This is a genomic window from uncultured Algibacter sp. (genome assembly GCF_947487575.1).
Classification (GTDB): Bacteria; Bacteroidota; Bacteroidia; order Flavobacteriales; family Flavobacteriaceae; genus Algibacter_B.
Genome location: NZ_CANKXG010000001.1, coordinates 123,920 through 148,795, shown reverse-complemented (window position 1 = coordinate 148,795; position 24,876 = coordinate 123,920). Strand labels below are relative to the sequence as shown.

24 protein-coding genes and 1 tRNA gene are annotated in these 24,876 nt (G+C 32.2%); 11 read left to right on the top strand and 14 right to left on the bottom strand.

Going from position 1 to position 24,876, the window contains the following annotated elements:
* Positions 1-83 precede the first annotated feature (83 nt).
* The 3 genes from nosZ to Q0870_RS00595 are packed head-to-tail and all read right to left on the bottom strand — an operon-like array spanning position 84 to position 3,165.
* Positions 84-2,054 (bottom strand): Sec-dependent nitrous-oxide reductase, encoded by a 1,971-nt coding sequence (gene nosZ / locus Q0870_RS00605; protein ID WP_298550130.1) that lies wholly within the window; start codon positions 2,052-2,054, stop codon positions 84-86.
* A 28-nt stretch (positions 2,055-2,082) separates the two neighbouring features.
* A complete protein-coding gene (locus tag Q0870_RS00600; protein ID WP_298550128.1) occupies positions 2,083-2,655 on the bottom strand; it encodes a fasciclin domain-containing protein in 573 nt (190 codons plus the stop codon).
* 6 nt (positions 2,656-2,661) lie between these two features.
* The gene (locus Q0870_RS00595) at positions 2,662-3,165 is read right to left on the bottom strand and encodes a cytochrome c (RefSeq protein WP_298550127.1); all 504 of its coding nucleotides are present in this window, start codon (positions 3,163-3,165) and stop codon (positions 2,662-2,664) included.
* Between the two features lie 115 nt (positions 3,166-3,280).
* On the opposite strand from Q0870_RS00595, the gene Q0870_RS00590 reads away from it, so the two are divergent.
* Positions 3,281-3,715: an Rrf2 family transcriptional regulator gene (locus Q0870_RS00590; protein ID WP_298550126.1), complete on the top strand. Its 435-nt coding sequence runs from the start codon at positions 3,281-3,283 to the stop codon at positions 3,713-3,715.
* A gap of 1 nt (position 3,716) precedes the next feature.
* Here the strand turns inward: Q0870_RS00590 and Q0870_RS00585 are convergent, their stop codons facing one another.
* Entirely contained in the window at positions 3,717-4,247 is a 531-nt protein-coding gene (locus Q0870_RS00585) for an alpha-ketoglutarate decarboxylase (RefSeq protein WP_298550125.1), read from the bottom strand.
* 156 nt (positions 4,248-4,403) lie between these two features.
* Between Q0870_RS00585 and Q0870_RS00580 the strand changes: the two genes are divergently transcribed.
* A complete protein-coding gene (locus Q0870_RS00580) occupies positions 4,404-7,142 on the top strand; it encodes a 2-oxoglutarate dehydrogenase E1 component (RefSeq protein WP_298550124.1) in 2,739 nt (912 codons plus the stop codon).
* Positions 7,143-7,183: 41 nt separating this feature from the next.
* Positions 7,184-8,389 carry a 2-oxoglutarate dehydrogenase complex dihydrolipoyllysine-residue succinyltransferase gene (odhB, locus tag Q0870_RS00575; protein ID WP_298550123.1) on the top strand — a complete coding sequence of 402 codons (1,206 nt, stop codon included), beginning with the start codon at positions 7,184-7,186 and terminating at the stop codon, positions 8,387-8,389.
* Between the two features lie 496 nt (positions 8,390-8,885).
* On the opposite strand, the gene Q0870_RS00570 is transcribed toward odhB, so the two are convergent.
* Together Q0870_RS00570 and Q0870_RS00565 are read right to left on the bottom strand one after the other, a co-directional pair.
* On the bottom strand, positions 8,886-9,521 hold the full coding sequence (locus Q0870_RS00570) for a response regulator transcription factor (RefSeq protein WP_298550122.1): 636 nt from the start codon (positions 9,519-9,521) through the stop codon (positions 8,886-8,888).
* A gap of 34 nt (positions 9,522-9,555) precedes the next feature.
* A complete protein-coding gene (locus Q0870_RS00565; RefSeq protein WP_298550121.1) occupies positions 9,556-9,990 on the bottom strand; it encodes a retropepsin-like aspartic protease in 435 nt (144 codons plus the stop codon).
* 82 nt (positions 9,991-10,072) lie between these two features.
* On the opposite strand from Q0870_RS00565, the gene Q0870_RS00560 reads away from it, so the two are divergent.
* The 8 genes from Q0870_RS00560 (at position 10,073) to Q0870_RS00525 (ending at position 15,251) form a co-directional block, all read left to right on the top strand.
* On the top strand, positions 10,073-10,840 hold the full coding sequence (locus tag Q0870_RS00560) for a TatD family hydrolase (RefSeq protein ID WP_298550120.1): 768 nt from the start codon (positions 10,073-10,075) through the stop codon (positions 10,838-10,840).
* Between the two features lie 5 nt (positions 10,841-10,845).
* Positions 10,846-11,877, top strand: a complete 1,032-nt coding sequence (locus Q0870_RS00555; RefSeq protein ID WP_298550119.1) for an asparaginase — start codon at positions 10,846-10,848, stop codon at positions 11,875-11,877.
* Between the two features lie 75 nt (positions 11,878-11,952).
* A tRNA-Ser gene (locus Q0870_RS00550) sits at positions 11,953-12,040 on the top strand.
* Between the two features lie 75 nt (positions 12,041-12,115).
* On the top strand, positions 12,116-12,883 hold the full coding sequence (locus Q0870_RS00545) for a MotA/TolQ/ExbB proton channel family protein (RefSeq protein WP_298550118.1): 768 nt from the start codon (positions 12,116-12,118) through the stop codon (positions 12,881-12,883).
* Between the two features lie 21 nt (positions 12,884-12,904).
* Positions 12,905-13,336, top strand: coding sequence for a hypothetical protein (locus tag Q0870_RS00540; protein ID WP_298550117.1), 432 nt, complete (start codon positions 12,905-12,907; stop codon positions 13,334-13,336).
* A gap of 3 nt (positions 13,337-13,339) precedes the next feature.
* Positions 13,340-13,927 carry a biopolymer transporter ExbD gene (locus Q0870_RS00535; RefSeq protein ID WP_298550116.1) on the top strand — a complete coding sequence of 196 codons (588 nt, stop codon included), beginning with the start codon at positions 13,340-13,342 and terminating at the stop codon, positions 13,925-13,927.
* Positions 13,928-13,950: 23 nt separating this feature from the next.
* Positions 13,951-14,427 (top strand): biopolymer transporter ExbD, encoded by a 477-nt coding sequence (locus Q0870_RS00530; protein ID WP_298550115.1) that lies wholly within the window; start codon positions 13,951-13,953, stop codon positions 14,425-14,427.
* A 131-nt stretch (positions 14,428-14,558) separates the two neighbouring features.
* A complete protein-coding gene (locus Q0870_RS00525; RefSeq protein WP_298550114.1) occupies positions 14,559-15,251 on the top strand; it encodes a porin family protein in 693 nt (230 codons plus the stop codon).
* On the opposite strand, the gene Q0870_RS00520 is transcribed toward Q0870_RS00525, so the two are convergent.
* The 8 genes from Q0870_RS00520 to rpsB all read right to left on the bottom strand — a co-directional run bounded on the left by Q0870_RS00520 (position 15,246) and on the right by rpsB (position 24,856).
* A complete protein-coding gene (locus tag Q0870_RS00520; protein WP_298550113.1) occupies positions 15,246-15,851 on the bottom strand; it encodes a hypothetical protein in 606 nt (201 codons plus the stop codon). The genes Q0870_RS00525 and Q0870_RS00520 overlap by 6 nt on opposite strands.
* Complete coding sequence (gene rpoN, locus Q0870_RS00515; RefSeq protein WP_298550112.1) at positions 15,851-17,305, bottom strand: RNA polymerase factor sigma-54; 1,455 nt, start codon at positions 17,303-17,305, stop codon at positions 15,851-15,853. Before rpoN ends, Q0870_RS00520 begins: the two co-directional genes overlap by 1 nt.
* 87 nt (positions 17,306-17,392) lie before the next feature.
* A complete protein-coding gene (asnS, locus tag Q0870_RS00510) occupies positions 17,393-18,826 on the bottom strand; it encodes an asparagine--tRNA ligase (RefSeq protein WP_298550110.1) in 1,434 nt (477 codons plus the stop codon).
* 112 nt (positions 18,827-18,938) lie between these two features.
* Complete coding sequence (locus Q0870_RS00505) at positions 18,939-21,335, bottom strand: efflux RND transporter permease subunit (RefSeq protein ID WP_298550109.1); 2,397 nt, start codon at positions 21,333-21,335, stop codon at positions 18,939-18,941.
* 151 nt (positions 21,336-21,486) lie between these two features.
* Positions 21,487-22,044 carry a ribosome recycling factor gene (frr, locus tag Q0870_RS00500; protein WP_298550108.1) on the bottom strand — a complete coding sequence of 186 codons (558 nt, stop codon included), beginning with the start codon at positions 22,042-22,044 and terminating at the stop codon, positions 21,487-21,489.
* A gap of 53 nt (positions 22,045-22,097) precedes the next feature.
* Positions 22,098-22,805, bottom strand: coding sequence for a UMP kinase (gene pyrH / locus Q0870_RS00495; RefSeq protein WP_298550107.1), 708 nt, complete (start codon positions 22,803-22,805; stop codon positions 22,098-22,100).
* 165 nt (positions 22,806-22,970) lie between these two features.
* Positions 22,971-23,945, bottom strand: coding sequence for a translation elongation factor Ts (gene tsf, locus Q0870_RS00490; protein WP_298550106.1), 975 nt, complete (start codon positions 23,943-23,945; stop codon positions 22,971-22,973).
* Positions 23,946-24,028: 83 nt separating this feature from the next.
* The gene (gene rpsB / locus Q0870_RS00485) at positions 24,029-24,856 is read right to left on the bottom strand and encodes a 30S ribosomal protein S2 (protein WP_298550105.1); all 828 of its coding nucleotides are present in this window, start codon (positions 24,854-24,856) and stop codon (positions 24,029-24,031) included.
* Between the last annotated feature and the right edge of the window lie 20 nt (positions 24,857-24,876).

Sequence of the window (24,876 nt, the reverse complement as noted above, 5' to 3'; positions counted from 1 at the left end):
AAAGGCGAGAGCGAAAAATCAACTCTCGCCTTAGTTAGAGAAATAAACACTAAAACAACATCTCTCTAAGTTTTATAGATTTTTCATTCTATATCTTCTCCCATTGACCATTTTAATGGTGTGGCTGCATTTGCAGGAGATACTCTTATATAACCTTGCATTTCTTGGTGTAATGCAGAACAGAAATCTGTACAATAAAATGGCCAGACACCAACTTTTGTAGGTTCCCAAACTGATGTTTTGGTTTGTCCTGGCATAATTAATAATTCAGATGTGTTTTGTCCAAGTACAGCAAATCCATGTGGTACATCAAAATCTTGTTCTAAATTAGTAACGTGGAAATAAACTTTGTCTCCTAACTTAATACCTTCAATATTATCTGGTGAGAAGTGACTTCTAATGGTTGTCATATAAATATGAACTTCATTACCCTTTCTCACTACTTTAGTTTCAGAATCAGATTTAGCAGCATAAGGGTGCTTATTATCTTCTAAATTATAGATTTTCTGAGAACGTTTTTTAATTAGATCTGCTCGCATAGCGGCTGCATAATGAGGCTCTCCGTGTGTTGGGAAATCTAATAGTAATTCCATTTTCTCTCCCGAAATATCATATAATTGTGCAGAGTGTTCCATTTCTGGGCCAGTTGGTAAGTATCTATCTTTAGTGATTTTATTCATTGCAAACATATATTTACCTTGTGGTTTTCTAGAGTTTCCTCCAGGGATTGTTAAGTGACCAACAGAATAATAAGTAGGTTTTCTGTCAATAACTTCCCAAGTGCCTAATTTCCATTTTACGACTTCCGAAGAAATAAAGAAGGTTGTATATGCATTTCCTTGACCATCAAATTCTGTATGTAAAGGTCCTAAACCTGGTTGCTCTACTGAACCAGCTAAAACATCTTCAAATTTTAAAATAGGAATACCATACGCTTCACCATCAAACTTTTCGCCTTCAATTGCAGCTAACATTTTTGTAAATGAATGCACCGTTAAATTTGCTGAAAGTTTACCATTACCAACAATGTATTCTCCAGAAGGATCAACATCACAGCCATGAGGCGATTTTGGTGTTGGTAAGAAAAATACAGCTCCAGGAACTTCTGCTGGATTAACAACACGTACTTCTTTTTTCATAGTAGATGTTGCTGTGTGTGTGTGCTCATCATATACGTTATGTGCATAATCAGCTGGCATCATAGTTCCACCACCATTATTTACGTATTCTTCAATTTTTTTCCAGTTTACCGCAGCAATAAAATCTTTATCGTTTTGAGATGCATTAACCTCTAATAAAGTGCTTGCTTCCTCTGTATTATAAGTGGTAAAGAAAAACCATCCATGAGATTTTCCACGTCCAGGATGTGATAAATCGTAGTTGAAACCAGGCATTAGAACTTGGAATTTTATATCCATATTACCCGTTTCTGGTGCTACACTAATAAATGATAGTGCGCCTTGAAAGTTTCCTTTGTATTCTTTTATTGGCATATCACGTTGTGGAATTGGTACAGAAAAACGCGTACCTGCAACAACATACTCTGTATTTTCAGTTACAAATGAAGAACTGTGGTTACCTGCACTGTTTGGTACTTCGATAATTTCAGTAGTTTCAAATGTTTTTAAATCAATTTTCGCAATTCTAGGTGTGTTGTTTTCATTGATGAAGATGAAACGGCCATCAATTTCTCCCGCAGTTTGTGAAATGTCTGGATGGTGAGAATCTCCCCAAGGAATAAAACCATGAGATGTGTTAAGCATTGGTTTTGTTTCTTCTGAATAGCCATATCCAGAGGTTGGGAATTGTGAAAATACAGGAATTTCTTTAAACATTCTTCCAGATGGTAAACCATAAACCGTTAAGTTGCCACTATAACCACCAGAGATAAAGGCGTAGAATTCATCGTGTTCGCCTGGTGCAACATATACTTTTTCTGCCACATTGCTAGATAAGGCTCCAGATTTACCGTTAGTCTTACCTGAGTTAGTACAACTTGTAAATGCTGTAAGAACCGTTACAATGGCAATAATTGATGTTAGTATTTTTTTCATTGTTGTATAGTTTTAGTTAATGTATATATTATTCTGAAGGTGGTAATAGAACTTTGTCTATGACATGAACTATTCCATTTCCTGCTTTAATACTTGCTAGTATTTTTGCGCCACCAATTATAGGTTCGCCATCCACAACTTCTATTTTTACATAGTCATTGTTAGCTTGCCCTAATTTTTTAAACTTCTTTAAAAAATCTTTAGAATAGTTTCCAGGAGTAACGTGGTATTTTAAAATATTTGCTAAAGCATTTTTGTTTTCTGGTTTCAATAAATTTTCAACGGTACCTTCAGGCAATGCTACAAAGGCTTCGTTTGTTGGTGCGAAAACCATTAATGGTCCAGCATTTACTAAGGCATTTTCTAAAGATGCTGCTTGAACAGCGGCTACTAGTGTAGTGTGATCTTTAGAGCCTATGGCAATACTTAAAACAGTGGGTTTGCCAAGATCATCTTTAATAAAAGCTTGACCAGACTCTTTAGAAAGTGCTTCAGTATTTACTTCTGAACTTGTGGTTGTAACGTCTTTGTTTGCATCTTTACATGAGCAGAAAAAAACTGCAATTGCAAAAACAAGAAATAGGTTTTTGATTAGTTTCATGATTTATTATTTTAAGGTTCTAAAATATTCTAATACTGCTCTAGCATCCTCTTCTGAAAGTCCCTGGTTTGCCATAGGAGCTCCATTGAATTCCATCAATAATTCTTTAGCTAATGGGTCCTCTTTTGTCATTTGTTCTGGGTTTAGAATCATGTTCATTACCCATTCTGGTGTTCTTCGCTTTAATATGTTTGCTGGTGCTGGTCCAATGAATTTTTTATCTGTTCTATGGCACGCTGTACACATTTTTTTATAAACGTCTGCACCATGAGTTACCATAGCTTGGTTAATTTCAGAAGGCAATTCTAAACTAGTAATAGGACCGATGCCCTTGTTGTTTAAATCTACTTTTTTTGAGGCTGGAATTTTTTCAGCAGCATTACTTACTTGGGTTTCTGTTGGTGTTTTTTTATCGTAAGAGAATCCTTCTTTTTTATTTTCTGCTTTCCCGCCACAGCTCATAAGTATAATGGCAAATAGAATAGTTGATAGTTTTAGTGTTGTTTTCATTATAAATGGTTTTTAAGAAAACAAAGCTATTGTGTTAATAGACAATATTTTATGATAAAAATCATATTTAAGACGAAATTATCTTTTTTATTTTTGTTGAAAATGTGTAAATTTGATGATGCTTTCAAATTCATCAAAATATGCGGTTAAAGCAGTCTTATATTTGGCTTTACACTCCAATGAAGACCATAAAATTATGGTTAAGGATATTGCAAAACCTATAAACGTTCCTCAAGCATACATTGCAAAACTATTTCAGCAATTGGTTAAGGAAAGTATAATTTCATCAACCCGAGGACCTAAAGGAGGGTTTTATTTAACTACAGAAAATAAAAATCAATCTGTTATAAAAATTTTAAACATTATTGATGGAGAAAAGAGACTTACTAGTTGTATGTTAAGTTTAGAAAAGTGTGATGAAGATAAGCCTTGCCCGTTACATGCTATTTTAAGCCCTTCAAGAAATAAAATAATAGAAAATTTAAAAGATAAAACATTAGAGGAGTTAGCATTAGATGTTAAACAGGGGTATTCTTATTTGCCTTTATAAACTAGAAATAGAACCTAACAAAAGGCGCCCAAGGCTCGGCATAAATGCTTTTTTTAGTATCATATAAAACATCATATCTAACTCCAAAAGTAACGTTTCCATTTCTGTATCCTGCACCAAGGTATAAGGCAGGAACCCAATAGTTTTCATCTATAGTATTTAAATTAACATTGTAGCGTCTATTAACATTAAGTTGTTCAAATTCTGCTGAAATTTGGATGTCTTGAATGGGGTCAAAAAGTCCAATTATACTTCCACCTAAAATTGTGGATTTATAGGTGTTTTTAAGACTATTAAAAGTAAAATTTGCACCTATTCCAAGTGAGAAATTTTTATCAAATTCATATATACCACTTGGTGCCATAGTTGCACTAAAAAAACCGTCGCCAAAGTTTAAACCTAACCCTCCGCCAAAGCGAACATGATTCCAAAAATCATTTTTAACCTCTTGTGCGTTGCTGTTTTGGCAGCAAAAAGTGATAAAAATTATAATAAGAGCAACTTTTTTAATAATAGAAAGAATTAAATTCATGAGAATGAGAAATAGTTAAAAAAATAACAAGAATTTAAGCATTTTCGCTAAACGCATATTACGTTGGTATAAATATAGTTAAAGAAACATCTATTTTTCGTAAAAGTTGTATTTTTGGCAAAAAAAATACTAAATCGATATAGTATAAAAAAAGTAATGGATAAATTTTCATTTTTAAATGCAGCACATACAGTATATTTCGCTGATTTATACGAGCAATATCAACAAAGCCCTGATTCAGTCGAACCAAGTTGGAGAGCCTTTTTTCAAGGCTATGATTTTGGTAATGATAATTACGGTTTAGAGGGCGAAATTATAGAAGGTGTTTCCACTCAAATACCTGAACATGTTCAAAAGGAATTTCAAGTTGTTAAACTTATTGATGGTTATAGAATGCGTGGGCATTTGTTTACTAAAACAAATCCAGTTCGCGACCGTCGTACTTATACGCCAGATTTAGAAATTGGAAATTTTGGACTGCATGAAAACGATTTAGGTACTGTTTTTAATGCTGGAGAAATTTTAGGTATTGGAGCAAAAACACTTCGTGAAATTATTAACCATTTAGAAAACATATATTGTAATTCTATTGGTATAGAATACATGTATTTGCGTAATCCTGAGGTAATTGCATGGTGGCAAGATCAATTAAATAAAAATGATAATCAGCCAAATTTTTCGACTGATACTAAAAAATATATTCTTTCAAAATTAAATCAAGCAGTTACTTTTGAAAACTTTTTGCAAACTAAGTATGTTGGGCAAAAACGCTTTTCGTTAGAAGGAGGAGAATCTTTAATTCCAGCAATTAGTAATGTGCTTTTTTATGCCGTTGAAAAATATGGTGTAAAGGAATGCGTTTTAGGAATGGCACACCGTGGACGCTTAAGTACACTGGTAAATATCTTTAGAAAACCTGTTAATGAGCTATTTAGCGAATTTGATGGAAAAGATTTTGAAGATGAAAATATTGATGGTGATGTTAAATATCACTTAGGGCTAACACTTGATAAAACTTACCAAAACGGAAAAAATATTAAGATGAATTTGGTTCCAAATCCATCACATTTAGAAACGGTAGCACCAGTTACAGAAGGTATTACACGAGCAAAAATTGATAGCGAGTATGGAGGTGATGATTCTAAAATATTACCTATCGTTGTACATGGCGATGCTGCTATTGCTGGTCAAGGTATTGCATATGAGGTAGCGCAAATGAGTCAATTAGCAGGATACAAAACAGGAGGTACTGTGCATATTGTTGTAAATAACCAAATAGGTTTTACAACTAATTATCTAGATGCGAGATCTAGTACATATTGTACCGATGTGGCAAAGGTTACTTTGTCGCCAGTTTTACACGTAAATGCTGATGATGCAGAAGCTGTTGTTCATGCAGTTGAAATGGCATTAGAGTATAGAATGAGATATAAAAAAGATGTTTATATAGATTTATTAGGTTATAGAAAATATGGTCATAACGAAGGAGATGAACCCCGATTTACGCAACCTAAATTATATAAAGAAATAGCAAAACACCCTAATCCGTTTAAAATTTATGCCGATAAACTAATAGCAGAAAACACTATTGACCAAGCGCATGTAGATAAAATTATTTCGAATTTTAAAGGCACGTTAGAAAGCGAATACACAAAATCTAAGAAAGCGAAGTCATCTAAAGTGCGTGAGTTTATGCAAGAGCGTTGGACTGATTTTGAACGTCAAGGTATAGATTCGATGCTTAAATCTGAAGACACCTCTTATTCTAAAGATAAATTAGAAAGTATTTCTAAGATAGTTTCAACAGTTCCTGAAGGTGTAAAGTTTTTGCGAAAAGCAGTGAGAATTCTTGCTGGGCGAGAAAAAATGGTTTTTGAAACCGATACTTTAGATTGGGGAATGGCTGAAACTTTAGCATATGGTAGTTTACTAGAAGAAGGTTTTAATGTGCGTATTTCTGGGCAAGACGTAGAGCGCGGTACATTTAGTCATCGTCATGCTATTTTACGTGATGAAATTTCAGAAGAGCGTATTAATTTATTAAATACCAATCCAGAAAATAAAGGTAAAATGGATATTTATAATTCATTCTTATCAGAATATGGTGTGCTTGGTTTTGATTATGGGTATGCTATGGCTAACCCAAATACCTTAACTATTTGGGAAGCACAATTTGGAGATTTTAGTAATGGTGCTCAAATTATATTCGACCAATATTTATCGGCTGCCGAAGATAAATGGAAAGCCCAAAATGGAATTGTAGTCCTGTTGCCTCATGGGTATGAAGGTCAAGGTTCAGAACATTCATCAGCAAGAATGGAACGCTATTTGCAATTATGTGGTGAGGATAATATGATTGTTGCAGATTGTACAACACCTGCAAATATGTTTCATTTATTGCGTCGTCAAATGAAACGCAATTATAGAAAACCTTTAATAGTTTTTACTCCAAAAAGTTTATTGCGTCATCCTAAAGCAGTATCTAGTTTAAAAGAATTGGCGTCAGGTCAATTTGAAGAAATCATTGATGATACTATAAAGCCTACAAACGTTAAAAAGTTAGTGTTCTGTACAGGTAAATTTTATTATGACTTATTAGCTGAAAGAGAAGATCTTGGGCGTAATGATGTTGCATTAGTAAGAATAGAGCAATTATTCCCGCTTCATTTAGAAAAAATTCAAAATGTTATTGATAAATATCAAAATGTTGAGAATTATGTTTGGGCGCAAGAAGAACCAAAAAACATGGGAGCTTGGAGTCATATGGCTCAGCGCATGGATTTAGTAAAACTTGAAGTAGCTTCACGTCCATATAGTTCTGTGCCAGCACCAGGATCAAGTACTAGAGATAAAAGAAGACAACGTGGTGTGATTAATCAAGTTTTTGGAAATTAAAAGAAAAGAATAAAATTCATATACAATTAAAATTATAAAGAATGATTTTAGAAATGAAAGTGCCTTCTCCAGGCGAATCTATTACAGAAGTAGAAATAGCAACGTGGTTAATTGAAGATGGTGATTATGTTGAAAAGGACCAAGCTATAGCTGAAGTAGATAGTGACAAGGCAACATTAGAATTACCAGCTGAAGCTAGCGGAACTATTACGCTTAAAGCGGAAGAAGGGGATGCTGTTGACGTTGGAGCAGTTGTTTGTTTAATTGATACAAGTGTAGAGAAGCCAGCAGGAGGTGATGTGCCAAAAGCCGAAACTAAAGTTGAAATTCCAAAAGTTGAGACACCGAAAGTAACTGAAACTAAAACTTATGCAACAGGTTCTGCAAGTCCTGCTGCTAAAAAAGTACTAGCCGAAAAAGGAATAGATGCTACAACGGTTAAAGGAACAGGAAAAGCTGGTCGAGTAACTAAAGATGATGCTGTAAATGCTGTGCCTTCAATGGGAACGCCGGCGGGAGGTAGTAGAGGTACTTCTAGAAGTAAAATGTCTATGTTACGCAGAAAAGTAGCAGAACGTTTAGTTGAGGTGAAAAATACAACGGCCATGTTAACTACTTTTAACGAGGTTGATATGTCTCCTATTTTTGCATTGCGTTCAGAATATAAAGAAATTTTTAAAACTAAGCATGGAGTAAGTTTAGGGTTTATGAGCTTTTTTACATTAGCTGTGGTTAGAGCATTAGAAATGTATCCAGCAGTGAATTCAATGATGGATGGTAAAGAAATGTTATCTTATGATTTTTGTGATATTAGTATTGCCGTTTCTGGTCCAAAAGGATTAATGGTACCTGTAATTAGAAATGCTGAAAATTTAAGCTTTAGAGGCGTTGAATCAGAAGTAAAACGATTAGCCCTCCGTGCAAGAGATGGTCAAATTACTGTTGATGAAATGACTGGTGGTACGTTTACAATTACTAACGGCGGTGTTTTTGGCAGTATGTTATCTACGCCAATAATTAACCCGCCTCAAAGTGGTATTTTAGGAATGCATAATATTGTTGAGCGTCCTATTGCTGTTGATGGACAGGTTGTGATTCGCCCAATAATGTATGTTGCTTTATCTTATGATCACAGAATTATTGATGGGAAAGAAAGTGTTGGCTTTTTAGTTGCTGTTAAAGAAGCATTGGAAAATCCGATAGAATTATTGATGAATAATGATGTTAAAAAGGCTTTAGAACTGTAATTTTAATTAGGTATTATAAAAAAGGGTGTTACATAAATTATGTAGCACCCTTTTTTAGTTTTGGTAAATGGGACTAGACTAACTAAACTAACTAAAACACATAACAATATTTACGGTAATAACTATTACAACTAAAACAGTTAATCCTATTACAAAATATTTATTAAGAATATTATTCTCTTTTTCCATTTGAGTCTTAAGCATTTGTTTGATTTTTTTTGATTTAAAAACTCTGCACTATTACAGTGCAGAGTATCTAAAAAATTCTCTCTCAAAAGAATTAATTAATAGCACTGTAAATGTAGTGTGGATTAGTGATAAAAAAAATAAGCACTTCTACGTATTTTTTATATTCATTTGGTGTTATAAAAAGTGAAAGCTCTAAATCATTACAATTTAGAGCTTTCTTTAATTCTCCCTAAGAACTAATTAATAGCACTGTAAAGATAAGTTATATTATTTATATAAAAAATACGCACTTCTACGTATTTTACATTTAGCTTAAAAAATCTTTATTTAAAGTAGACCAAATAGATAGAGAAGTTGGTTTGTTGTCTAATTCTAATTTCTGTACAATATTGCTACGATGTTTGTCTACCGTTCTAATAGAAATGGATAGTTCATTAGCAATATCTTGGCTTGTTTTATTCTCAGAAATAAGTTTTACAATTTTTAATTCAGACTTTGTAAGAGATTCCAGGGACTCAGGTTTTTTATCTAAAGTACTAGCTTTTAAGTAAGACGCAATTTCTTCACTAAAATAAGGCTTACCACTAACAACTTGACTAATACAAGTCTCAATTTCTTCAACAGCAAACTCTTTTAATATATAACCAAAAACACCAAATTCTAAGGCTTGGTCATAAACGTCTTCTTCTTTATCAAAAGTTATAAGAATCACTTTAGTATTAAGATTATTCTTTTTACAAGCTTCGGCAATTTCTAATCCTGTTTTGTAAGGCATTCTAATATCAAGAATAGCTAAGTCTGGCTTTAGTTTAACAATAAGATTGTAAGCAGCATTTCCGTCTGTAGCACTCCCAATAATATTATAACTTTTTGAGGTCAGAAAATCGGTTAAACCGCGTAACATTAACGGGTGATCGTCAGCTATAACAATAGATGTATTCATTTTGTTTAAGAGAGAGAATTTATTTGCTAAAAATTTATAACTTTAAATATAGATATTTCTTTTCATAATCTATTACGGCTTTCGCTTTTTTTAAAATATCTGCACCAATAATACCATCAACAGGTTTAGAATTATGGTTGATGAGTGCCGTATTTACATGTGTAAGATCAAACAAAACTAAAACAACTTTGTTACTACTCCATTTTCCAATTTTAAGTTTATTTTTTTTGGATGTTTGTGTATCCATGTCCGTAGCTCCAGCCCCAGCGGCTTTAATTTTAGAGTCCTCAGCTTTTAGCTTAAAGGTTTCAATACCTTCAAACCCAACGCAAGAATTTGATGCACCAGTATCTAAAATAAAAAGCCCTTTCTTACCATTTATAGTAGCTTTTATTTCAAAATGATTTGTTTTAGTGAGGTGCAATTTTATTTTGGTATACCCTTTTTTCTCAAGAAATTCTTTAAGCATCTTTATCTAATTAATTTAAAACAAATATAATCCTATAAAAACAATTATTTTTACAGAACTAGGATACTATAAAACATTGATTTTGATAATAACAGATACACATACACATTTATATAGTGAAGCTTTTGATGAAGATAGAGACGAGGTAATTAATCGGGCTCTTAAACAAGGTGTTTCTCGATTTTTTATCCCAGCTATAGATTCAACATATACAGAAGTAATGTTTCAGCTTGAAAAGGATTTTCCTAAACATGTTTTTTTAATGATGGGATTGCACCCAACACATGTAAAAGAAAATTTTAGGGAAGAATTAAATCATGTCGAGGAGATGCTAGCTAAGCGAAAATTTTATGCTGTAGGTGAAATTGGAATTGATTTGTATTGGGATAAGTCAACCTTAAATATTCAGAAAGAAGCCTTTAAATATCAAATACAATTAGCAAAAAAATATAATTTACCGATTGTAATTCATTGTAGAGAGGCTTTTAATGAAATTTTTGAAGTTTTAGAAAGTGAAAAGAGTGATAATTTGTTTGGTATTTTTCATTGCTTCACAGGCACACTAGAACAAGCTGAACAAGCTATTTCATATAATATGAAATTAGGGATAGGTGGAGTTGCAACTTTTAAAAATGGAAAAATTGATCAATTTTTAAATCAAATCGACCTAAAACATGTGGTTTTAGAAACAGATGCTCCATATTTATCTCCAGTACCATATAGAGGAAAACGTAATGAAAGCGCGTATATAATAAAGGTTTTAGAAAAATTATCAGGCATATATAATGTCTCTCAAGAAAACATTGCTGAAATAACAACAAATAACTCTAAAACTATTTTTAAAATTTAATTCAGATGACTAAATCTAAAGTAAAAATACTTCTCCTATATACTGGCGGTACTATAGGTATGGTAAAAGATTTTAAAACAGGGTCTTTGAAAACCTTTAATTTTAAAAATCTATTAGATAGAATTCCTGAATTGCAATTATTAGATTGTAAGATAGATACAGTTTCTTTAAAAACCCCTATCGATTCAAGCAATATGAAACCGAAGTATTGGTTGCAAATAGCAGAAATTATAGAGTCTAATTATAGTAAGTTTGATGGTTTTGTTGTGCTTCATGGAAGTGATACTATGAGTTATTCGGCTTCAATGTTAAGTTTTATGTTAGAAAACTTGGCAAAGCCAGTGATTTTTACTGGGTCTCAACTTCCTATAGGAGATTTACGAACAGACGCTAAAGAAAATTTAATAACATCTATTCAAGTTGCTTCAATGCAAAAGAAAGGTAAACCTGTAATTAAAGAAGTGTGTTTGTATTTTGAATATAAGCTTTATCGAGGAAATAGGACAACCAAACTTAATGCAGAACATTTTCAAGCTTTTGTGTCTTCAAATTATCCTGATTTGGCTGAATCTGGAGTACATCTAAAAATTAATGATGAATATTTATTTAAACCAAACCTGAGAAAATTTTTTAAAGTCAATAAGAACCTAGATGAAAACATAGCTATTATTAAACTATTTCCAGGGATTAAAAAAGAAGTTTTAGAAAGTGTTGTTAATATTTTAAATTTAAAAGCCATAATTATTGAAACATTTGGTACTGGAAATTGTACTACAGAAAAATGGTTTATTGATTTATTAAGGCAAGCTATTTTAAAAGGAATATACATTATCAATATTACACAATGTACAGGAGGAAGTGTTATGATGGGGCATTATGAAACGAGTAGTGAGTTGAAAAAAATAGGAGTAATTTCAGGAAAAGATATGACTACAGAGTCCGCTGTGGCAAAATTAATGTATTTGTTAGGTCAAAATATATCTCATAACACATTCAAAATCAAATATGAAATGTCTTTAAGAGGAGAATTGAGTTAAAAATAGTCTAAAAAATTTTAGTCTTCAAAGTTTTTTTTGTTATTTGACCCCCTGTAATTAAGTATAATGAAATTTAGAGAGGTGGCCGAGTGGCTTAAGGCGCACGCTTGGAAAGCGTGTATATCTCAAAAGGGTATCGAGGGTTCGAATCCCTTCCTCTCTGCTGATATTTTTTTACTTTTAATTGCTTTTTTTTTATATCTTTAACACTTTAACTAATAAAATTAAGATCGTGAACATGAAAAGATTATTTTCTATCCTTGCCTTAACCTTAATGGTGGCATTCGGAACTGCTAATGCAACTACAATTGCAAACACTAGTACAGCTGTAACAACAGTTACAACAATGACACAAGAAGAGGCTCCTGCCGAAGAACTTGGGTTTCATCAAGAATTAAAGAAACGTTTTATTGAAGGAGGTGCCGGATTTATGGGTATTGTATTATTATGTTTAATTCTAGGATTAGCAATTGCTATAGAAAGAATTATCTTTTTAAACCTTTCTACTACCAACACAAAAAAATTATCTCAATCTGTTGAAGATGCTTTGGCTTCAGGTGGTGTTGAAGCAGCGAAAGAAGTTTGTAGAAATACAAAAGGACCAATTGCATCGATTTACTATCAAGGTTTAGATAGAACTGATGAAGGCTTAGAAGCTGCGGAAAAAGCTGTTGTAGCTTATGGGGGAGTTCAAATGGGACAATTAGAGAAAAACGTATCATGGATTTCGTTATTTATAGCACTGGCGCCAATGCTTGGTTTCATGGGTACGGTAATAGGTATGATTCAAGCTTTTGATAAAATTGAAGCTGCTGGAGATATGCAACCGTCACTTGTTGCAGGTGGTATTAAAGTAGCACTTTTAACAACGGTATTTGGTTTAGTAGTAGCCATTATACTTCAAATTTTTTACAATTATATTATTGCTAAGATTGATAGTATTGTTAACAACATGGAAGATGCTTCTATTACGTTAATGGACCTATTAATTAGACACAAAAAGTAATATAATTTAAAAACTAAAAAAATGGGTTTACATAAAATTTTAAAAATAGTTGCATTTGCGCTCGCTATAATTGGAGCAATTATTGTGATGGTAATTATAGCAGGTGATGATGACTCAGCTTTAAGTATGAGTGGAAACTTACTATATGTTGCCTATGCAGTACTAGGAATAGTAATAGCATTGGTACTAATATTTGTACTAAAAGGATTGTTTGCCGGAGATATTAAGAAGACATTATTAACTGTTGGTGCATTTGCAGGAATAGTATTGATATCTTACGCTATGTCATCTGGGGCAGATTTAGATTTAACACCTTTTACAGATAAAGGTTTAGATGTAAATGAAGGAACATCAAAGATGGTAGGAGCTGGATTGTATGCTTTTTATGCATTAGCTATTCTAGCAATTGGATCTATGCTATTAGGTGGATTAAAAAAAATCTTAAATAAATAAGTTATGGCAAAAAGAGCAGCACCAGAAGTTAATGCAGGCTCAATGGCCGACATTGCTTTTTTATTATTAATATTTTTCTTAGTAACAACAACCATTGAGACGGATTCGGGAATTAACCGAAAACTACCTCCAATGGAAGAATCTGATGAGGATGTTATAATTAAACAAAAAAATATTTTTACTGTGTTATTAAATGGTAAAGATCAATTACTTGTTGAAGATAATATCATGGAACCTAAAGATTTAAGAGCAGCAGCCAAAGAGTTTTTGGACAATGGTGGCGATAAGTCTTGTGATTATTGTAGAGGGAAGAAAGATCCTTCATCATCTGATAATCCAGATAAAGCTATTATTTCTTTAAAGAATGAACGCGAAACATCTTATAAACAATATATAGCCGTACAGAATGAATTAGTAGCAGCATATAATGAGTTAAGAGATGCCAGAGCTCAAAGTTTATATGGGAAGTCATTTACTGAAATGCAAGCCAACTACAAAGATGTAAATTGGCCAGGTAATAAAGAGAAGTTAAAGGAGAAGATAGATAAAATAAAACTTGACTATCCTCAAAAGCTTTCAGAAGTTCAATAGATTAAAATTTAACATTTATAAATATGTCTAAATTTAATAAGAAAAAAAGTGGTGATATGCCTGCAGTTAATACGGCATCGTTACCAGATATTGTATTTATGTTATTATTCTTTTTTATGGTAGCCACAGTAATGAGGCAAAATACCTTAAAGATTGATAATAATTTACCATTCGCAGATCAAGTTGAAAAACTTGATAAAAAAGATTTGGTAATGTATATATATGCAGGTAAACCAAGTTCAAATTATAAGCAATATGGAACAGAAGCAAAAATTCAATTAAATGATAATTTTGCCGACGTTAATGAAATTGCTTCTTTTATTGCTGCAGAGCGCGCTTCAAAGCGTGAAGAATTAATTCCATTTTTAACAACTGCTTTAAAGGTAGACAGTGATGCTAATATGGGCTTAATAGGTGATATTAAGCAAGAACTCCGTAAAGTTAATGCTCTTAAAATTAATTATACTACTAAAAAGGGTAGTGTGTTTGGAAGAGATTAATTTTATTATACTTAATTTTATATAAGGGCGTTTTGATTTTTCAAAACGCCTTTTAATTTTTTAAAAACCTTTACAATTTTAATTAGTATTGTCAGGTTATAATAATAAACTCCTACTAATATTAGTTTTAGATGAAATTTCTATTTTTTATATTGTTTTCTTTATCTGGTATTTTATTTGGTTTTGCTCAAGAAACTGTAGTTAAAGATGTAGATTCACTTTATAAAGAAGATCAGTTTTATGCTGGTGTTACATATAATTTATTAGTTAATAAGCCTAAAGATGTTAGTCAGAATGGATTCTCGCTAGGTTTTCATTTAGGAATTATTAAAGATATTCCTTTAAATAAAAAAAGAAATGTTGCCATTGGTATTGGGCTAGGATATTCAGCTAATTCTTTTATTCAAAATATACTTATTAATAAAAATAATGTAGGTGATTTTGAGTATACTGTATTAGATGATAGCAATTCATTTTCAAAAAATAAATATTCTAATCATTTATTGGAGGTTCCTATAGAGTTTAGATGGCGTACTTCAACCCCAACCAACTATAATTTTTGGCGTATTTATACGGGTTTTAAGTTTGGGTGTGTGTTTTCTAATACAACACAATACCAGGGAGATTTAGGGAATTTAAGTTACACTGATAATAAAGATTTTAATAAGTTTCAATATGGTTTAACATTAAGTGCTGGGTATAATACTTGGAATATATATATGTATTATGCACTAAATCCAGTTTTCTCTAAAGATACCCAGCTAAATGGAGGTAATTTAGAAATTAACGAGGTTAAAGTAGGGCTAATGTTCTATATTTTATAACCAATAAGTTACCAATATTAATTGTGGAATAACGCCAATAAACACCCCTATTATTAATTCTATATACGAATGTGCCTTTAGGTGAATTCTTGAGGTCGCAATAGCTCCCATTATTACAGACACTAATGCTAATGTTCCATTTATATTAATACTAAAATGGATACTAAGCGCAATGAAAAACATAAAGATTCCAGATATAGCTATCATGTGGATACTGGCTTTAAATTTCATTATTGCAAGAAATAAACAAGTAAAGTTCGATACAAGAATACCTAAAAAGAAAAAATAAAGTTCAATAGACTGTGAGGGTGTTAATATGCGTTGCAATACTATTAATAAAACAATTCCATTAAGCAGTAAGGGGTAAATGCGTTCTTTACTGGTTTCTAAATTAATGGTCTTAACTAGTCCAATTGTTTTTAATAATAAATAGAGTAAAACAGGAAGTATTATGGTTAATATTAAAAGTGATACTATTTTCGCATGAATAATTTCAATTGGGACATAACGTGGAGATTTTGAAAAGTAAAAAATAACACCAAGAAGAGGCATTATTAATGGATGAAAAATATATGAGATACTCTTTAATAGTTTATCCATTATATTTTTTTACGTAATCGGGCTACAGGTATATCTAGTTGTTCTCTATATTTTGCAACTGTTCGACGAGCAATAGGATATCCTTTTTCTTTTAAAATTGATGCTAAATTTTCGTCAGTTAAAGGCTTTTTCTTGTTTTCTTCTTCAATTACGGTTTCAAGTATTTTCTTAATTTCTCTTGTTGATACATCTTCTCCTTGGTCATTTTTCATAGATTCGGAAAAGAATTCTTTAATTAGCTTAGTTCCGTATGGTGTATCCACATATTTACTATTTGCAACTCTAGATACTGTTGAAACATCCATTTTTATTTCATCGGCAATATCTTTAAGAATCATTGGTTTTAAGTTGCGCTCATCACCAGTTAGAAAATAATCTTTTTGGTAATGCATAATGGCACTCATAGTTACAAATAAAGTTTGCTGACGTTGTTTTATAGCTTCAATAAACCATTTTGCTGCATCTAGTTTTTGTTTAATAAAAATAACAGCATCTTTTTGAGACTTTGATTTGTCTTTAGCATCTTTATACCCCTTAAGCATATTGTTGTATTCTCTTGATACATGAAGTTCTGGTGCGTTTCTTCCATTTAGTGTCAATTCTAATTCACCATCAATAATTTTAATAGCAAAATCTGGAACTACATGCTCAACAATTCTGTTATTTCCAGCATAAGAACCACCAGGTTTAGGGTTTAAATGTTCAATTTCAGTTATAGCATTTTTGAGTTGATTTTCAGAAATATTAAACTTATGTAGTAATTTTTTATAATGCTTTTTAGTAAATTGATCAAAAGCATTGTCAATAATATTAATCGCTAATTCAGTATCTACTGTTTTTTCTTTTCTGTGCAATTGAATGCTTAAACACTCCTGTAGATTTCTAGCACCCACTCCCGCAGGATCTAATTGATGTACAATTTTTAAAACTTTTCCAACTTGTTCTTCGTTAGTATAAACACTTTGCGTAAACGCTAAATCGTCTACAATATCACTTAATTCACGTCTTATATAACCGCTTTCGCCTACACTCCCTACTAAAAATTCCGCAATATCTCGTTCCTCATCAGATAGCCTATAAGTATTTAATTGATTGACCAAATGCTGTGTGAATGATGTTCCAGCTGCATAAGGCATGGTTTTTTCTTCATCGTCAGTACTGTAATTATTCACTTGTGTCCTGTAATCAGGTACTTCATCATCACTCAAATACTCGTCGATATTTATATCTTCGGTATTAGATTCATTGTCATCAAAGTCGTCAGTGTTATCAAAATCAGAATCTAAATCATCTTGACTATCTTCTTTGCCACCTTCTAAAGCTGGGTTTTCCTCCAATTCTTGCTTTAAACGTTGCTCAAAAGCTTGTGTTGGCAGCTGTATCAATTTCATTAATTGAATTTGCTGAGGGGATAGTTTTTGAGATAATTTAAATTGTAAATATTGTTTAAGCATGTGGTTTATTCAGGTTGTTAATCAAAGATATAAAAAGGGATTAGTATACCAAAGTTGTACCAAGTTTACCTTTTTTAAAACTTTATTTTAAAATTCTGCATTTTGAGGGGTTCTAGGGAAAGGAATAACATCTCTAATGTTACCCATACCTGTGGCAAACATGACTAAACGCTCAAATCCTAATCCAAAACCTGAGTGTACTGCGGTACCAAACTTACGCAAATCTAGATACCACCAAAGTTCTTCTTCAGGAATATTTATAGTTGCCATTCTTTCTTTTAAAACATCTAATCGTTCTTCACGTTGTGCACCACCAACTATTTCTCCTATACCAGGAAAAAGAATATCCATGGCACGAACAGTTTTGCCGTCTTCATTTAAGCGCATGTAAAAGGCTTTAATGTTTGCAGGGTAATCGAACAAAATAACAGGGCATTTAAAGTGTTTTTCAACTAAGAAACGTTCATGCTCACTTTGTAAATCTGTTCCCCATTCATTTATTAAATATTTGAATTTCTTTTTCTTATTAGGTTTTGAGTTTCTTAAAATATCAATAGCTTCAGTGTAACTAACGCGTTTAAAATTGTTGTCTGTTACAAAGTTTAATTTTTCTATTAAAGTCATCTCACTTCGTTCTGCCTGTGGTTTTCTTTTTTCCTCATCTTGCAGGCGTTTATCTAAAAACTCTAAATCTTCACGATTGTTGTCTAAAACGAACGTAATAACAGATTTCATAAAATCTTCAGCTAAATCCATATTTCCCGCTAAATCCATGAAAGCTACTTCTGGTTCAATCATCCAGAATTCTGCCAAATGACGAGAAGTATTAGAGTTTTCGGCTCTAAAAGTTGGTCCAAATGTATACACTTTACCTAGAGACATAGCATAGGTTTCAGCTTCCAACTGTCCAGAAACCGTTAAATTGGTTTCTTTTCCGAAGAAATCTTTAGAGTAATCAATATTACCTTGATCATTTAAAGGCGGGTTTTTAGTATCCAGATTTGTAACCTGAAACATTTCACCTGCACCTTCAGCATCGCTTCCTGTAATAATTGGTGCATGCATGTAATAAAATCCATTTTCATTAAAATATTTATGGATAGCAAAAGAGAGTGCTGAACGTAAACGCATTACAGCGCTAAACGTATTTGTTCTTGTACGCAGATGTGCATTTTCTCTTAGAAATTCAAAAGAATGCTTTTTTGGTTGAATGGGATAAGTTTCAGGGTCAGAATCTCCTAGGATATTTAATTCGCTAACTTTTATTTCAACTTTTTGCCCTTTACCTTGGCTTTCAACCAATTCTCCTTTTATATGCATAGCGGCTCCTGTTGTAATCCTTTTTAGTAAGGATTCATCAAAGTTTTCAAAATCAACTACACATTGAATATTATTAATTGTCGAACCATCATTTAAAGCAATAAAACGATTTGCTCTAAAAGTTCTTACCCAACCTTTAATTTCCACCTCTGGCAGGATAATTTCTTGCGATAATAATTCTGAAACTGTTTTTGATTGCATATTGAAATTTTTATAATGTAAATATAAAATTTTCAAATATTAATCTCAATAGCAATTAAAGTAAATATTAAAAATGATTAGTGCCAAATACCAAAACCTTAAAGTTTTTAATCTAGACTTCATCATCATCATTTTCTTCTTCAGGAATAATATTTATTGAAGGCTTTCTAAGTACTTGTTGGTTAGCAATACTTCGTTCAAGAGATAGTAATAAAGAAGGTAAAAGCAAGAGGTTGGATAACATAGCAAATAGTAATGTGGCCGAGACTAATGCACCGAGTGCAACTGTTCCTCCAAAACTAGAAATTGTAAATACAGAGAAACCGAAAAATAAAACAATGGAAGTATAAAACATACTTACACCTGTTTCGCGTAAAGCACCATAAACCGACACTTTAATTTTCCAGTTGTTTGCTTGCAGTTCTTGCCTGTATTTTGCTAAAAAATGAATGGTATCATCAACAGAAATACCAAATGCAATACTAAATACTAAAATGGTAGAGGGCTTTATAGGAACACCCAAATAACCCATTAAACCTGCTGTTACTAAAAGCGGTAATAAGTTTGGAATGAGAGAAACGATAATCATTCGCCCAGAACGAAACATATATGCCATAAACAAGGCAATTAATAGTATGGCTAGGCTTAAAGATATTACTAAGTTTTTTACTAAATATTTTGTTCCTTTTTGAAATAATAATGCTTTTCCAGTCATGATAACATTATAACGTTCTTTAGGAAATACTTTATCAATTTTGGTCTGAAGATTTTCTTCAATACGTTCCATTTTATCGGTACCAACATCCTTCATAAAAGTAGTGATGCGAGCATATTGCCCTGTGCTATCTACAAAGTTTTTTAGTAAATCGATATTTGAAGATGAGTTTTTAGCGTAAGATAAAATAAAGCTGTTTTCTTGCGAAGTAGGTAGCTGATAGTACTTTGTGTTACCGTTATAATACGCTTGTTTGGAGTATTTAACTAAACCAACTACTGAAACAGGCTTTGATAGCTCTGGAGTTTCAATAATTAAATCTTCAAGTGTATCCATACGTTTAAGGGTAGATAGCTTCATAACTCCTTTTTTACGCTTGGTATCTATCATAATTTCTAATGGCATGATACCATTAAATTCTTCTTCAAAAAACCGAATATCATTCACAAATTCCGATTCTTGAGGCATATCTTCAATTAAACTCCCTGAGATTTTTATTTGATAAATACCAATAATACTTACTACTAGTAAAACGATCGAGGTAATATAAATGGCAATTCGCTCTTGCTTTACCATACGCTCCATCCAATTTACAAAACCACCAATCCAACGCTTGTTTAAGTGTTCTAGGTGACGGTCCTTCGGGTAAGGCATAAAACTATAAATGATAGGAATTATGAGTAAACACAGAATAAAAATAGCTAAAATGCTTAACGATGCTACAACACCAAACTCCTTTAAAAGTTTACTTTCAGTTAGAATGAAAGTTGCGAAACCAGAAGCAGTAGTAACATTTGTCATTAAGGTAGCGTTACCAATTTTTGTAATAACGCGCTGTAAAGATTTTACTTTATTACCGTGTAACTTTACTTCATGTTGATATTTATTAATTAGAAAAATACAATTGGGTATCCCAATAACAATTATTAAAGGAGGGATTAATGCGGTTAATACTGTAATTTCATAATTTAATAAACCAATAATTCCAAGAGTCCACATAACACCAATGCAAACAACAACTAGCGAAATTAATGTGGCTCTAAATGACCTGAAAAAGAAAAAGAAAATCACGGATGTAACCAATAATGCAGCTATAATAAATTTACCAATTTCATCAATAATGTTTTGAGAATTTAGTGTTCTTATATAGGGCATTCCAGATATTCTAACATCTAAGTTATTTTTGGTTTCAAAAGTTTCAATCTCTGGAAGTAGTACCTTAACAACAAAATCTTTCCTTGCCGATGTATTTACAATGGCTTTGTTAATGTATATAGCAGTTCTTATTGTTTTGGTTTCTTTATTAAACAAGAAATTATCATAAAATGGATACTTTTTAAAAAGCTCTGTTTGCAAGGTTTCAATTTGAGCTATAGATGTTATAGAATCTTTAATAAAAGGTACTAAATCGAACTTCTTATTTTTAGTGTTTTTTAAAAGCTTTTGAAGGTCTTTTATCGAAACAACTGTTTCTACAGCGTCATTTTTTTTAAAATTTTCCGAAAGTTTATTCCACGCATTTAACTTCTCTACAGTAAATAAAGTTGTGTCTTTTATACCAAGTATAATAAGATTACCTTCCTCACCAAAGGTTTCTAAAAAATCATTGTAGATGATATTTACTTCATGATCATCAGGCAATAGATTAGCTTCAGTATAGGTAAAACGCATGTTTTCCCATTTCTGCGCAAAAAGAAAAGTAGCAATTACAATACCAACAAGAATTACAATTTTATTTCGTAAAATCAATCTTGCTGTAACGTCCCAAAAATCTTTTGTAAAAAGTTTAAACATGCTTTAGCTAAAGAATTGGCAAAGGTAGAAAAAACAGTGATAATACCAGTTAACAAATAGAATAAACCTAATAATTAGTAATTATTAGGTTTGTAATTTTGAAATAAAAAAAACCGTCTTTATGACGGTTTTAAAAAAAGTTAAATTGTTACTATACGGTCATGATTTCTTTTTCCTTATTATCATATAGATCGTCTACAATTTTAACGTGATTGTCTGTTATTTGCTGCACATCTATTTCGGCATTTTTCTTTAAATCTTCCGATACATCGTCATTCTTTTTAATGTCATTCATAGCATCTTTACGCGCAGACCTGATACTTACTTTAGCATCTTCTGCTTCAGCCTTAGCTTGTTTTGCAAGGTCTTTACGGCGCTCTTCTGTTAATGGTGGCACATTAATAATAATAGTTTCTCCATTATTCATTGGGTTAAATCCAAGATTTGCATAAGCTATACCACGCTCTATTTCTTGTAGCATGCTTTTCTCCCAAGGTTGAACAGTAATCGTTCTACCATCGGGTGTATTTACATTTGCTACTTGACTAAGCGGTGTTTGTGTACCATAATAATCAACCATTACGCTTCCTAACATTGCAGGGCTTGCTTTACCAGCTCTAATGTTTAAAAATTGTTTTTTGAGATGCGCTAAAGCGTTATCCATTGCTTCTTTTGTGCTATCTAATATAAATTGTATGTCTTCGTTCATTGTTTTAAACTTTTTTCAAATTATATATACTTGTTCAAAAACTACGCCAATTATTATACGTTTACAACGGTACCAATATTTTCTCCAGAAATAACTTTAAGTAAGTTTCCTTTTTTATTCATATCAAAAACAATAATTGGTAATTTGTTTTCTTGACTTAATGTAAATGCTGTAGTATCCATAACTTTTAAGCCTTTTCTCAAAACATCATCAAAAGAAATAGAATTAAATTTAACAGCACTAGTATCTTTTTCTGGGTCGGCATTATAAATACCATCTACACGTGTTCCTTTTAAAATCACATCAGCCTCAATTTCTATAGCTCGTAAAACAGCTGCAGAATCTGTAGTAAAATAAGGATTTCCAGTGCCACCACCAAAAATAACTACACGTCCTTTTTCAAGGTGTCGCATTGCTTTTCTTCTTATAAACGGTTCAGCAACCTCATTGATTTTTATAGCAGTTTGTAGTCTAGTAGGTATCTCAGCATCTTCTAAAGCGCCTTGTAAAGCCAAACCATTAATAACCGTTGCAAGCATACCCATGTGGTCACCTTGCACCCGATCCATACCTTTACTAGCTCCGGCAACACCTCTAAAAATATTTCCGCCACCAATCACTATGGCAACCTCAATACCTTTACTGGTAATGGTTTTAATGTCTTCTGCATATTCTGCTAATCGGTTAGGGTCAATACCATATTGGCGCTCTCCCATTAGGGCTTCACCAGATAATTTCAGTAGTATTCTTTTGTATTTCATTTAAATTTGAAGTTTAGCAAAGCTACACATTTTTTTTATTTTTTGAATTTTATGAAACTCGAATTTTAGAATAAAAAAACCACTACTCTAATTTAGAATAGTGGTTTGAATTTTTATTGGATTTTCGCTTTACTTAAAAAAGTCTAGTACGTGTCGCATAAAAAATTATCCTACTGTAGCGCGTTTGAAACCTGCAATTTCAACTTCACCGTAAGTAGAAACATATTCTGCAACAGTTTTCTTTTCATCTTTGATGAATTTTTGATCTAAAAGACATTGCTCTTGATCTAAAGTTGTGTTATCAGAAATAAAACGTTCCATTTTTCCAGGTAAAATTCTGTCCCAGATTTGTTCTGGTTTACCTTCAGCTTTTAATTCAGCTTTAGCAGCTTCTTCAGCTTCAGCAATAACTTCAGGAGTTAATTGAGCCATAGAAATATATTTAGGAACATTTTTAAGTGTTTTGCCTAAACGTCCTAATTCAATATTGTCTTTTTCAATAACAGCAATTCTAGCTTCAGTTTCTGATGCTACAAAAGCAGGGTCAAAATCTTTGTATGATAACGAAGTTGCTCCCATAGAAGCTACTTGCATTGCTACATCTTTAACTAAAACATCAGCATTATCAACTTTAGCAGATAACCCTACTAAAGCAGCAATCTTGTTAATGTGAACATAAGAACCAACATAAGCTGCTTCTAATTTTTCAAAAGCTGTGATTTCAAGTTTTTCACCAATAACACCTGTTTGCTCAACTAATTTTTCAGCAACAGTCATACCTCCAAAATCAGCAGCTAAAAATTCATCTTTAGAATTTGTGTTAAGTGCAATATCTCCTAATTGACTTGCTAATGCTAAAAAGTTTTCGTTTTTACCAACAAAGTCTGTTTCACATCCTAGAACTATAGCAACACCTTCAGTTTGGTCTGCATTAATTTTTGAAATAGCAGCACCTTCAGAAGAATCTCTGTCAGCTCTTTTTTCAGCTACTTTTTGTCCTTTTTTACGAAGAACGTCAATAGCTTTATCAAAATCACCTTCAGCTTCAACTAAAGCTTTTTTGCAGTCCATCATACCTGCACCAGTTGCTTGTCTTAATTTATTTACTTCAGCGGCTGTAATTTTTACTGTAGTACTCATAATGATTATAATTTAAAAAAGTCGTTCAATTTATTCAACAAAGAAAAGAATCAAACGACTTTATAATGTTGTATTAAGTTTTTTTATTCTTCTTCTTCCGCAACAGCTTTTTTAGCAGGTGCAGCTTTAGCTTTAGGAGTAGATTTTTCAACTACTGCTTCAGTTTTTGCTTCTTTTTTAGCTTTTGGAGCTTCCTCTTTAGGAGCAGCAGCAGCTTCTTTTTCAGCTTTACGTTCAGCTAATCCACCAGATACTGCAGATGCTACATGCGTTAAGATTTTATCTATTGATTTAGAAGCATCGTCATTTGCAGGGATAACATAATCAACCTGACGTGGATCAGAGTTGGTATCTACCATTGCAAAAATTGGAATGTTTAATTTCTGTGCTTCTTTAATCGCGATATGCTCACGCTTAATATCTACAACAAATAAAGCACCTGGTAAACGTGTCATATCTGAAATAGAACCTAAGTTTTTCTCTAACTTAGCTCTTAAACGATCAACTTGTAAACGCTCTTTTTTAGATAATGTCATGAACGTACCATCTTTCTTCATTCTATCAATAGAAGCCATTTTTTTAACTGCTTTTCTAATAGTAACAAAGTTAGTTAACATACCACCTGGCCATCTTTCTGTGATGTAAGGCATGTTAATTTCTGTAGCTTTTTCAGATACAATATCTTTTGCTTGTTTTTTTGTTGCAACGAATAAAATTTTACGTCCAGAAGCAGCAATTTTAGCAAGTGCTGCTCCGGCTTCATCAATTTTAGCCGCTGTTTTGTAAAGGTTTATAATATGAATGCCGTTACGCTCCATATATACGTAAGGTGCCATGTTTGGATCCCACTTACGTGTAAGGTGTCCAAAGTGTACACCTGCTTCAAGTAATTCTTTTACTTCTACTGCCATTTTGTAATAGTTTACGTTCT